Origin of the sequence: Sulfurimonas sp. (assembly GCF_047622445.1) — a bacterium.
Taxonomy (GTDB): Bacteria; Campylobacterota; Campylobacteria; order Campylobacterales; family Sulfurimonadaceae; genus Sulfurimonas.
Window position 1 is genome coordinate 1 of sequence record NZ_JBLHOE010000016.1, and the last position, 11731, is coordinate 11731.

Annotated in this window: 12 protein-coding genes; 8 read left to right on the forward strand and 4 right to left on the reverse strand. The window is 32.7% G+C overall.

The annotated features are described in order from the left end of the window. The 3 genes from ACI9TV_RS05235 to ACI9TV_RS05245 all read right to left on the reverse strand — a co-directional run. Positions 1-694, reverse strand: a 694-nt coding sequence (locus ACI9TV_RS05235; protein ID WP_415249713.1) for an MBL fold metallo-hydrolase, incomplete at its 3' end; no start/stop codon positions are given. A 15-nt stretch (positions 695-709) separates the two neighbouring features. Further along, positions 710-1486, reverse strand: coding sequence for a 16S rRNA (adenine(1518)-N(6)/adenine(1519)-N(6))-dimethyltransferase RsmA (rsmA, locus tag ACI9TV_RS05240; protein ID WP_415249714.1), 777 nt, complete (start codon positions 1484-1486; stop codon positions 710-712). Between the two features lie 318 nt (positions 1487-1804). Then, entirely contained in the window at positions 1805-2053 is a 249-nt protein-coding gene (locus ACI9TV_RS05245; protein WP_415249715.1) for a hypothetical protein, read from the reverse strand. A 305-nt stretch (positions 2054-2358) separates the two neighbouring features. Here ACI9TV_RS05245 and hisF point away from each other — a divergent pair, with 305 nt between their 5' ends. From hisF to ACI9TV_RS05265, 4 genes are all read left to right on the forward strand, one after another. After that, complete coding sequence (gene hisF, locus ACI9TV_RS05250; RefSeq protein ID WP_415249716.1) at positions 2359-3117, forward strand: imidazole glycerol phosphate synthase subunit HisF; 759 nt, start codon at positions 2359-2361, stop codon at positions 3115-3117. Between the two features lie 91 nt (positions 3118-3208). After that, a complete protein-coding gene (locus tag ACI9TV_RS05255; RefSeq protein ID WP_415249717.1) occupies positions 3209-3751 on the forward strand; it encodes a purine-nucleoside phosphorylase in 543 nt (180 codons plus the stop codon). Next, the gene (rlmN, locus tag ACI9TV_RS05260; RefSeq protein ID WP_415249764.1) at positions 3748-4824 is read left to right on the forward strand and encodes a 23S rRNA (adenine(2503)-C(2))-methyltransferase RlmN; all 1077 of its coding nucleotides are present in this window, start codon (positions 3748-3750) and stop codon (positions 4822-4824) included. Before ACI9TV_RS05255 ends, rlmN begins: the two co-directional genes overlap by 4 nt. 175 nt (positions 4825-4999) lie before the next feature. Continuing rightward, entirely contained in the window at positions 5000-5239 is a 240-nt protein-coding gene (locus tag ACI9TV_RS05265) for a hypothetical protein (RefSeq protein WP_415249718.1), read from the forward strand. A gap of 453 nt (positions 5240-5692) precedes the next feature. Here the strand turns inward: ACI9TV_RS05265 and ACI9TV_RS05270 are convergent, their stop codons facing one another. Next, positions 5693-6613, reverse strand: coding sequence for an RluA family pseudouridine synthase (locus tag ACI9TV_RS05270; RefSeq protein ID WP_415249719.1), 921 nt, complete (start codon positions 6611-6613; stop codon positions 5693-5695). A gap of 136 nt (positions 6614-6749) precedes the next feature. On the opposite strand from ACI9TV_RS05270, the gene purB reads away from it, so the two are divergent. The 4 genes from purB to fliW all read left to right on the forward strand — a co-directional run bounded on the left by purB (position 6750) and on the right by fliW (position 11731). Continuing rightward, on the forward strand, positions 6750-8078 hold the full coding sequence (gene purB, locus ACI9TV_RS05275; RefSeq protein WP_415249720.1) for an adenylosuccinate lyase: 1329 nt from the start codon (positions 6750-6752) through the stop codon (positions 8076-8078). A 528-nt stretch (positions 8079-8606) separates the two neighbouring features. Beyond that, on the forward strand, positions 8607-10973 hold the full coding sequence (locus tag ACI9TV_RS05280; RefSeq protein ID WP_415249721.1) for a ribonucleoside-diphosphate reductase subunit alpha: 2367 nt from the start codon (positions 8607-8609) through the stop codon (positions 10971-10973). A gap of 1 nt (position 10974) precedes the next feature. Then, entirely contained in the window at positions 10975-11334 is a 360-nt protein-coding gene (locus ACI9TV_RS05285; protein WP_415249722.1) for a hypothetical protein, read from the forward strand. 10 nt (positions 11335-11344) lie between these two features. After that, complete coding sequence (fliW, locus tag ACI9TV_RS05290) at positions 11345-11731, forward strand: flagellar assembly protein FliW (protein ID WP_415249723.1); 387 nt, start codon at positions 11345-11347, stop codon at positions 11729-11731.

The window sequence follows — 11731 nt, forward strand, 5'->3', positions numbered from 1 at the left end:
CAATTTTAATAATTTGTCTTTTTTCAATCGGGTTGAAATATTTTCTATGCTCTTTAATGTGGTGCTCATCAAATTTTGTTCCAATCATAGCAAGTGGTAAGGGTGTACCAAAGATTGGAAATTGCATCTCTTTATAAAGGTATGGCATTGCACCAATATGATCTTCGTGAGCATGTGTAATTACTACACCCACAATTTTGTTTTTAATCTCACGCAGATAAGCAAAATCAGGTATTAAAATATCAACACCATGCATATCAGCATCTGGAAAACTCATACCAACATCAATAAGAATTGCTTCTTTTTCTGTCTCCACAACCATGATATTTCCACCAATTTCGCCTAATCCACCAAGTGGCGTAACACGAATTTTTGCGTTAGAATTTAAATCTAGTTTATAGTGAGGGTTTAGTCTTTGCTTGTGTGCTTCTTGATTTTTTACAACAAAAGATTTTAAATTTTCATCAACTGGGGTAGGTTGTCTACGATGACGATTACGATTTTTATTTTTATTGTTGTTATTATTGTTTGGTTTTGTACCTGTTACTTTATCGCTATTTGATTTATTTTGATTAGGTTTTCTATTCCCATTATTATGCTGTGGTTTTTTATTGCCATTTACATTCTTTTCTAGTGGTTGGCTATTTCCCCGTTCAGGTTTGCTTACGCTAACCTCTTTGTTTTCTTCTTCCATCCAAACTCCTGTATATTATATTATTTTTTTATAGAGTTGGTGATAGTCGCTTGTGGAGACTTGATGAGGACGAATCGTTTGTATAAGGCCCAGCTCTTCATAAGCTTCTTGGAGTTGCGTTTTTTCATACTTAAAAGAGAGATTTTTCATCAAAGTTTTTCGAGGTTGCGTAAAAGCAACTCTCAGCATATCTTCGAAATCTTTGTCGCTTCTATCTTTTTTCTTCTGTATTAAAAAAACAGCAGAATCAATCTTTGGAGGGGGCTCAAAAGCACTTGGAGGAACCTTCACAACTATATGTGAAGATCCTACACTTTGAGTTATTATTCCCAAAGAGCCAAAAACCTTTTGACCAACCCCAGCACAGAATTTTTCTGCAACCTCAAGTTGTACCATTACAAGTATATTTTTACACATTGGATCTGCGAGTGCTTTTAGGATTATGTTTGTCGCGATGTAGTAAGGCAAGTTTGCCACTAAATCATACGGTTCATCCACTAAACTACTCTTCCAAGCTTCGAGTACATCCCCACAATTAATGTGAAGTCGCTTGGTAGCAATCTCTTCTTTAAATTCACTTTGTAATAGTTTACACAAATCGGTATCGACCTCAAAAGCTTCTACACTTTTGACATCTACTAAATATTTAGTTAAATCACCTAAGCCAGGGCCAATTTCTACGATTTTATTATCGTTTTTGGGCATCGCTTCGACGATCTTTTGTAAAACAGTCTGATCTTTTAGAAAATTTTGACCAAATTTTTTCTTTGCAACAATATTTTCTTTTTTCATGAAAGAGTGTATAGTAATTTTGCTTATATATAGTTAATGGATGTAAACTTACTTTATTATTATTGTTATATCTTAAATTATAGTGGCTATGTTATAATATTCTAAAATCACATTCAATGAAAAAAGTACTTTGGAATAGGGTACTCAAACTTTTCTTATGGATTTACAACCTGATTATTTAAAAATAATAGTTTAAATATTAAAGTTGTTGCAGAGTTTGTACATTCCAAAGAAGTTTTTGATATTTTTGAGGACTCAGGAATTAATAAATTTCAAGGTTTTACTTCTCAGAAGCATCTTTCTTAGAATAAGAATATCTTATCTATATGGGGTAAAAGAGTTCTCCATTCTAACGTACAATGCTTTTTGTCTCATGTCACGTTTAACATCTCTATAGTCACGTATTTCTTCGTGATGATCTCTTTTTTGTAGAATTAAATTTCTCTTCGCTTCTATTTTAGCTAACTCCGAATTATTTTTTAATTGAGTGTATTTTTGAAATACTGTTTGGTTTGCATTAAGTGCTGCAACGAGAGATAGAGTAAGAAATAACGCCGATAGTTTCATATATTAGTTTCCATTATATTTAATTTTCGCGATTATAGCCATATTTACTTACATATCGATTACATCTATAAAATAAGTATCAAATTTTTGTGATTATTTAGTTTTAAGTAAGGATTTCATCATTACTGAGAGGTCTTAGTAATAAAATAAGCTATTTTAATAAATCCAGCTTTTTTTTACAATAGCTGAAGAAAGACTATAATGTTTTTATATTATTAGCTTTATTTCATTTTGAAATAGCAAAACTTCACCAAAGCTAAAAACTGTATAATTTCAAATATATAATATAAGGTATGCTTACACTCATGAATTATTTTGCAAAAAGAATCATTCCATGTCTTGATGTTAAAGATGGACGTGTGGTAAAAGGCGTAAACTTTGTTGGCCTAAAAGATGCAGGTGACCCAGTCGAAGTTGCTCGTCGTTACAACGAAGAGGGCGCTGATGAATTAACATTTTTAGATATCACTGCTTCATCTGACAACCGCGATACAATCGTAGATATTGTAGCCGAGGTTGCTCGTGAAATTTTCATACCACTTACTGTTGGTGGTGGAATTAGAAAACTTGAAGATATCTACAAACTATTAAACGTTGGTTGCGATAAAGTAAGTGTAAATTCTGCCGCAATAAAAAGACCCTCCCTTATAAATGAGAGTGCAAAGAGATTTGGTTCTCAATGTATTGTGACTGCCATCGATGTAAAAAGAGCAGGGGACAAATACCATGTATTTTTAAATGGTGGTAGAGTAGACACTGGACTTGATGCAGTAGAATGGGCAAAAGAAGTTGTAGATCGTGGATGTGGTGAAATACTACTTACATCAATGGATGCCGATGGAACGAAAGCTGGATTTGAGCTTAACATTACAGAGCAAATTTCGCGTGCTGTAAATGTTCCTGTTATTGCTTCTGGTGGAGCAGGGACTATGGATCATATCAAAGATGCTTTTGACTGTGGAGCTGATGCTGCACTTGCTGCTAGTATCTTTCATTATAAAGAGATTGATATTATGGATTTAAAACATTACTTACAAGATAATGGTGTAGCAGTTCGAATTTAAAAGAGCAAAATATTTCATCTGAAATATTTAAAGTACTAAAGTTAAAATACTAAGTAATAAAGAAATAAAATAAAAAGAGAGAACCACAATAATGATAATTTGTGCTGGAAATAACGAAACTTTTGACTTTGCTCAACCAATGGGTGTTGGACTCATTGAAACTGCAATGAACTTAACAAGACTATGTTTATTTGATAAACCTGAGTTTTTACTTTTTGTTGGAAGTGCAGGGAGCTATGGTAATCATAAAATATTTGATATCATCGAATCTAAAACTGCTTCAAATATTGAACTGGCTTTTCTTTCAAATGATGGGTATACACCACTGGATAATGTAGTAACTACAAATACAACAGATGCAAAAGATATAGTAGTAAACTCATCAAATTATATTTCAACAAATAAAGAGCTTACCTCTAAATTTTTAAAACTTGGAGTAGGGATAGAAAGTATGGAGTTTTTTGCTGTACTTAAAATTGCCCAAGAATTCAATATTCCTGCTGGTGGTGTTTTTTGTATAACGAACTTCACCGATGAAAATGCGCATGAAGATTTTCTCAAAAACCATGAAAAAGCAAAAGAGCTTTTAGGGTTTCACGTGAAACAAAGGATCAAGGAACTCACATCGAAATAGCTGTTACTAAACCTTCACTCTACGACTTCACCCAAAAAGAATTAATGGATCAGATTAAACCATCTTTTCGTGTTAAACAAATTTTTGGTTGGCTCTATCATCAGTATGCACAAGATTTTGATGCAATGAAAAATATTCCAAAAGTACTCAAAGAAGAACTTGCACAAAAATATGTAGTTAACCCTTTAACAATTGCAAACAAAGAAGAGTCTTCAGATGGAACTATTAAGTATCTTTTACGGATGCAAGATGGAAAAACTATGGAAGCTGTCTGGTTAAAGATGAAAGATACACAGCACGATAATAATGGTGTTGTCATTCAAGAAGCTAAATACACAATCTGTGTTTCAACACAAGTTGGATGTAAAGTAGGGTGTACATTTTGTCTTACAGCAAAAGGTGGATTTACTAGAAACTTAACAGCTGGTGAAATAGTTGCACAAGTCGTTACACTCAAAAATGATAATGATCATAAACATAACCGTAAAATAAATATTGTATATATGGGTATGGGTGAACCATTAGATAACCTTGACAACCTAGCACAAGCGATTGAGATATTTAAAGAAGATGAAGGCCTATGCATTGGTGCTAAGCGCCAAACTGTTTCGACAAGTGGATTGAGTAATAAAATAGACAAACTAGGTGAAATGGACTTAGGTGTTCACATAGCCATATCTCTTCACGCTGTTGATGATGAGCTTAGAACAGAGCTTATACCTATGAATAAAGCGCATAACATTAACTCTATCATAGAAGCAGTAAAAAGATTCCCAATAGATACACGTAAACGGGTTATGTTTGAATACCTTGTAATTAAAAATAAAAATGATGACTTAGGATCTGCAAAGAAACTTATCAAACTCCTTACAGATATCAAAGCCAAAGTAAACCTTATATACTTTAACCCCTATCCGGGAACTCCATATGATAGACCTTCAAAGGCTGATATGGTAGCTTTCGCTGATTATCTCATTAAGCATGGGTTACTATGTACAATACGTGATTCAAAGGGTATAGATATATCTGCAGCGTGTGGTCAACTAAAAGAAAAAATAGAAGGTGAAGAATAATGACGTATTTAGATATAGCTCAAATAATATTTATCTTCACTGTCTTTGCAGTTGGTCTTATAGGTTTCTATAGAGCAGCTACAAGTGATGATGATAAAAAATAATTGACTAAAGCTAATTAGTAATTATTCTGTGATAAAATACTTTTAGAATAAAAATAAAGGAATAATTCAATATGGCTGAAAAATTAGATAGTGATAGAATAAAAGAAATTTACAAACTTTGTAAAGGACATTTTGGTGATGTTAGATTTGTTGGTATTAAATACCATAGTAAAATAGGTTGGGTTTCTAAAGCTCAATTTAATGATGCAGAAGTTGGAAACTTAACAGCTGATGGAAAAACAAGTAGTGATGCTCTTAGAAATTTAAGAAGTCGTATCAAGAAAATTATCAAAAGATACAACGGAGTTTAAAAATTCTATTGTAGTAAAACGACCAACACACCAGGGAGGTCGTTTATAAATGTAATAATACCTTAGTAATCTTATAAAATCCTCAAACATAAAAATATTTAAAAAATTCAACTTACACTTAAATAAATCAAAATCAAATATAAATTTATGAAATTCTTTTAAAGTGTGTGATATTCACACATTGTGATAACTAGTGAATAAGCTAAACTTTAATGAAGATAAATTAGTAAATTCTTTCTTCTTTTAAGATTTAATTTATATAAAAATTTACTTAACTTCAAATTCTTCGAAGTAGCTTAAACCCCTATTTTTAGGGCTTCTAGAACCATCTATACGCTTCAAGACCCTTGTTCCTTATGTTTGCTAGCATTGTAAATAAAAGTTATTCACACTGTGAATATCTCAAAGTCCTATTTCTTGGGCTTTGCTCTAAATAGAGTGAAAAAGATATTTCTAAGCTAGTTCTACACCTAAACTTTTTCGAACTTCTTTAAGAAAATCTACCTTAGAATGAAAATGATAATCTTCATTATATAAATTAAACTCTAATTCATTAGCATGCAGTAAAAGTCTCGTAGCTCCACTTTTATTTATTCTATCTTGGGGAGTTAAAACTTTGTCTAGGAACTTCACCATATCAATTTCGGATTGGCCATACACTGGATCACCAACTATTGGATGTTTCACGTGAAACAAATGCACTCTAATCTGATGCTGTCTTCCTGTAAGTGGTGCACACTCTACTAAAGTCATATCAACCCCAGGAAAATACTCTAAAGGTTTAAAATCAGTCTTAGAAGCTTTTCCAGTTTCATGGACATGCACTACCATTCTTACAATTGCAGTATCGGCTTTAGATCTTAAAAGTGGAGCTTCTACACATATCTCTTCTTTTAAATGACCGTGCACTAATGCAAGATACTTTTTTTTCATATCTCTTTCTTGAAACATAATCTTTAACTCACGTTCGCTTACTTTATTTCTAGAACATAAGACGAGCCCACTAGTTTCTTGATCAATCCTATGCGCTATGTTGGCATCACGACCAAACTGATACTTTAACTCATCTATGAGTGAATAGGGTGTTGCTTTGGTTTGAGGATGAACAAGTACTCCACTTGGCTTATCAAACAAAACAAACTCTTCTTTAACATGAGCAGGAACTAAACCTTTAGTTATAGGCTCAAAAAAAATGAAATCAAATTCGCCTTCTATCTCACCTGCAGTCTTCATCATTTCTTCACCATCAACAAGTACTCTACCTTTTGATATAAACCGTTGTGCTTCTCTTTGGGTATATCCAAGTACATTGATCAAATACATAAAAGCTTTTTGCTTTTCTTTAACGAACATTTTTTTCTTTACAAATGGCAAATATAATTCCTTACTATGAAAGCCTAATTCCACTTAAAAATTTAATCAGTTATTTATCAAATATTCTGTAAAATAAACTACTTTATTTATGCGAATTTTAGCATAAAAAATGATATAAACTATAAGGTAGATATTAATGGTAGAAAGATACTCAAGACCAATAATGGTAGAAAAGTGGACACAACATGCAAGATATGCGGCATGGCTTGAAGTTGAAAAAGCAGCTGTTAAAGCATGGGCAAAACTTGGGAAAATTCCTCAAGAAGATGCAGACAAGATTGTTAAAAATGCAACTTTTTCAGTTGAGAGAATTGAAGAAATAGAAGCTGTAACTAAACACGACCTTATTGCATTTAATACAAGTGTATCTGAATCATTAGGTGAAGAGTCTCGATGGTTTCACTATGGTATGACTTCTTCAGATGCAGTTGATACTGGTGTAGCACTTCAAATGAAAGCTTCATTAGAGATAATTATTGATGATGTAAAAATGCTTATGGAGTCTATTAAAGTAAGAGCCCAAGAACATAAGATGACTTTAATGGTTGGAAGAAGTCATGGTATTCATGGTGAGCCTATTACATTTGGTTTAACGTTAGCAGTTTGGTACGATGAAATGTCTAGACACCTAACTAACCTTGAACAAACTATGGAAGTTATATCTGTTGGTCAAATCTCTGGTGCTATGGGTAACTTTGCTCATGCCCCATTAGAGCTTGAAGAATATGCAATGGTAGAGCTTGGACTAAAACCCGAACCTTGTTCTAACCAAGTAGTTCACCGTGATAGATATGCAAGACTAGCAACTGCATTAGCAATGGTAGCTTCTTCTATAGAAAAGTTTGCAGTACAAGTGAGACACCTACAAAGAACAGAAGTATACGAAGCTGAAGAATTCTTTGCAAAAGGGCAAAAGGGCAGCTCTGCTATGCCTCATAAACGTAACCCTGTATTAACTGAAAACATAACAGGACTTGCAAGAATCATTAGAGGTTATTGTATGCCTGCAATGGAGAACGTTGCTCTTTGGCATGAAAGAGACATCTCACATTCTTCAACTGAAAGATTCTGGTTACCAGATTCTTTTATAACAATGGACTTTATGCTTCACCGTATGAATAATGTAATATCCAAACTAACTATCTATCCTGAAAATATGATGAAAAATCTTAACTTAACAGGTGGATTAGTTTTCTCACAACGTGTCTTACTTGAACTTCCACTTCAAGGTGTTAGTCGTGAAGATGCTTATAGAATTGTTCAAAGAAATGCAATGAAAGTTTGGGAAGAGATTCAACAAGGAAAAGCTTCTACAAATGAGAAGGGTGAATCACTTTATCTTAACCACTTGTTAGCAGATGAAGAGTTAGGCCAATCGTTAAGCGAAGAACAGATTCGTGAGTGTTTTAACTATGAGTACTACACTAAGAATGTAGATGCAATTTTCAAAAGAGTTTTTAAATAATAACCTTTAGCATAACCTTTTGGTTATGCTAAATATTGAATATATCGTATATTTAATTTCTTCAGAACTATCTCTAAAATGTAATCTATAAATCAACTACCTTTAGATAGAATCAGACTAACAAAAAAATATTTTTTGAGAAAAATAATTCCAATATTTATCTAAAAAATATAATCTGTCCAGGAGAATAAATGACTATAAACATTAACACTATAAATATCTCAGGAGAAGTAATAGTATCTATAGCAGTAATCATTACATTACTAGTTATTATATATTTCTACAAGAACAATACAAAATCTATTTCAAAATAATACTCTAAAATATACTGTTTTAGTTATGTTGAATATTGAATACACTTTATACTATATTTTACTTGTATTATATATTTAATTTCTTCAGAACTATCTCTAAAATTTAATCTATAAATCAACTACTCTTAGATAGAATCAGACTAACAAAAAATATTTTTTTGAGAAAAATAATTCCAATATTTGTCTAAAAAATATAATCTGCCGAGGGGAATAAATGATAACAATTATAAAACGTAATGGAAGAACTGAGCCACTTGATATTAGTAAAATACAGAAGTATACATCTGCTGCTGTAAAAGGTTTAATTAACGTATCTCAAAGTGAATTAGAGGTTGATGCACAAATTTTATTTCGTGATGGTATAACATCTCAAGAGATTCAAAAGACACTTATCAAGACTGCTGTAGATAAAATAGATATAGATGCTCCTAACTGGACTTTTGTAGCATCACGCCTTTTTATGTTTAACCTCTACCACCAAGTGAATAGTTTTACTGGTTACTGTACACTAGAAAAATATTTCAAACGTGGCGAAAAAGCTGGTCGTCTTATGTTAGGTCTTGGAGATATGTATGATTTAAAAAGATTAGAAGAACATATCAAACCAGAACGTGATATGTTATTTAACTACCTAGGCGTAAAAACTCTTTATGATAGATACCTAATCAAAGATAGAGATAGTAATCCTATAGAACTTCCTCAACATATGTTTATGGCAATTTCAATGTTCTTAGCACAACGCGAAGAAAACAAACATGAATGGGCAATAAAATTCTATAACATGGTTTCACAATTTCAAGTTATGTTAGCTACACCAACACTTTCAAATGCAAGAACAACAAGACACCAACTTTCGTCTTGTTATATAGGTTCTACTCCAGATAACATCGAAGGTATCTTTGACTCTTACCAAGAGATGGCAATGCTATCAAAGTTTGGTGGTGGTATCGGTTGGGATTGGACTGGAATTCGCTCTATGGGTTCATTCATCGATGGACATAAAAATGCAGCTGGTGGAACTGTACCATTTCTAAAAATTACTAACGATATTGCAATTGCCGTTGATCAGTTAGGAACTAGAAAAGGTGCTATCGCTGTTTATATGGAACCATGGCATATAGATATAAATGACTTTTTAGACTTAAAGAAAAATTCTGGTGAAGAGCGTCGCCGTGCACATGATTTATTTCCTGCAATGTGGCTAAATGATTTGTTTATGGAACGGGTACAACAAGATGCAATTTGGACACTTTTTGATCCCTATGATGTAAGCGAGTTAGCTACACTTTATGGTGAAGACTTTAACAAACGTTATAAAGAATTAGAAGAAGATGATAGTATCATTAAAGAAAAGATAAAAGCAAAAGATCTTTGGAAAAAGATACTAACTTCATACTTTGAAACTGGTTCACCATTTCTTTGTTTTAAAGATAATGCAAACCGAGCAAATCCTAACAAACATAAAGGTGTGATTAGAAGTTCAAACCTATGTACTGAGATTTTTCAAAACACTAATCCTAACCACTATAAAATAAAATTCATTTTTGAAAATGGAGAGAGTGTCTCTTATGAAGAAGAAGAGTTAGTAACAGTAGATAGCGGAATAGAAAAACAAGCCAAAAAAGTTACAGCATTAGATTCACTTGGTGGACTTCCAATCTATGTCGTTGAAAAAGAAAAAGTAAATGGTGATACTGCTGTTTGTAATCTCGCATCAATTAACCTTTCACGTATAAATACTAAAGAAGAAATTAATAGAATTGTTCCTACGGCTGTTAGATGTTTAGATAATGTTATTGATCTTAACTTTTACCCTATAGAAAAAGTAAAACGTACAAACATGAAATCTCGTTCAATTGGTTTGGGTGTTATGGGTGAAGCACAAATGTTAGCAGAAGCTTCTATCACTTGGGGAACGCAAGAACACTTTGATAAAATAGATGAAATTATGGAATCAGTTTGTTATAACACTATTTCAGCTTCATCAAATTTAGCAGTAGAAAAAGGTCGATATCCAGATTATGAAGGTTCAGAGTGGAGCAAAGGTGTTATGCCTCAAGACCATGCAAATGCTGAAGTTATAAACCTTGTTGATCGTGGTGGCCTTTTTGCTTCGACATATGAATGGGATGAATTACGCTCTCGTGTTAAATCACAAGGGATGAGAAACGGTTACTTAATGGCAGTAGCTCCAACTTCATCTATCTCAATTTTAACAGGAACAACGCAAGCGATCGAGCCTATATTTAAAAGAAAGTGGTTTGAAGAAAATCTCTCAGGCCTCATCCCAGTTGTTGCACCTAAACTTTCACCAGATACCTGGGCATATTACACACCAGCCTATGACTTAAACCAAACACTTTTAATTAAAGCAGCAGCGATTAGACAAAAGTGGATAGACCAAGGGCAATCACTCAATATATTTATAACACTCGATAAAGCAAGTGGAAAATACTTAAATGAGATTTATATGTTAGCTTGGAAGTTAGGTCTAAAATCAACGTACTACCTTCGTTCACAATCACCAGAAGTTGCAAGTGATGTAGAAGATAGAAGTATGGAATGTGTAGGTTGTCAATAGATTGAAGCCACTAACAAATATAGATGAATTTTTAAAAAGGTTCGATAATTTTAAAGGTGGTGAAGTTCGCTCCATTGAGATTACTTCACCGAGCTTGATGACTATTACTTTAGTGGGACAAGATGAAGCTAGAGCATTTGACTGGATAAGTGTGCAGTTAGAATGTAGTGGTATAAGTGATGCGCAAATACTTGATAATTCTAAATTAGTACACCTAGATATGAATGAGGGAATATCAATCCTCAATACAAACCATTCACTTGCATTTGCTGTTGGTGAATGCTATAATAGATCAAGTATAAAAAGCTCCTCATGTTTCATAGAGTGCTCAAATATGAAATATGAAGAGGGATTATTTTAAGGATATTACAATGCAAGAGTACGAAGTAAAAAGTGCTATATTAGGTTTTGAAAACATAACTAAAATAGAAATTCATAATATAGATGATTTGTTTGCAACAATGCAAGATACCAATGATAAAAATATATCATTTACTATAATTAATCCTTATATACTAAGAGAGTACTCATTTGACTTGCCATCAGATGTTAAAATACTGTTAGGTATAACAGAAGACTCAAATGTCAGTGTGTACAACATTGTTGTTATACAAGAGCCTTTGGAAAACTCTCTTATAAACTTCTTAGCACCTATCATTGTAAATAACGACAACAACAAAATTGCCCAAGCAATCTTAAACAAAGAAAAGCATCCAGAATTTGGAATGGCAGAAACAATAAAATCATTTAAAGAGTAA

What these genes read in the sequence shown, in the direction of transcription:
- rsmA (WP_415249714.1), bottom strand. Translation starts at nt 1,486, where the DNA reads ATGAAAAAAGAAAATATTGTTGCAAAGAAAAAATTTGGTCAAAATTTT.
- ACI9TV_RS05245 (WP_415249715.1), bottom strand. Translation starts at nt 2,053, where the DNA reads ATGAAACTATCGGCGTTATTTCTTACTCTATCTCTCGTTGCAGCACTT.
- hisF (WP_415249716.1), top strand. Translation starts at nt 2,359, where the DNA reads ATGAATTATTTTGCAAAAAGAATCATTCCATGTCTTGATGTTAAAGAT.
- ACI9TV_RS05255 (WP_415249717.1), top strand. Translation starts at nt 3,209, where the DNA reads ATGATAATTTGTGCTGGAAATAACGAAACTTTTGACTTTGCTCAACCA.
- ACI9TV_RS05265 (WP_415249718.1), top strand. Translation starts at nt 5,000, where the DNA reads ATGGCTGAAAAATTAGATAGTGATAGAATAAAAGAAATTTACAAACTT.
- purB (WP_415249720.1), top strand. Translation starts at nt 6,750, where the DNA reads ATGGTAGAAAGATACTCAAGACCAATAATGGTAGAAAAGTGGACACAA.
- ACI9TV_RS05280 (WP_415249721.1), top strand. Translation starts at nt 8,607, where the DNA reads ATGATAACAATTATAAAACGTAATGGAAGAACTGAGCCACTTGATATT.
- fliW (WP_415249723.1), top strand. Translation starts at nt 11,345, where the DNA reads ATGCAAGAGTACGAAGTAAAAAGTGCTATATTAGGTTTTGAAAACATA.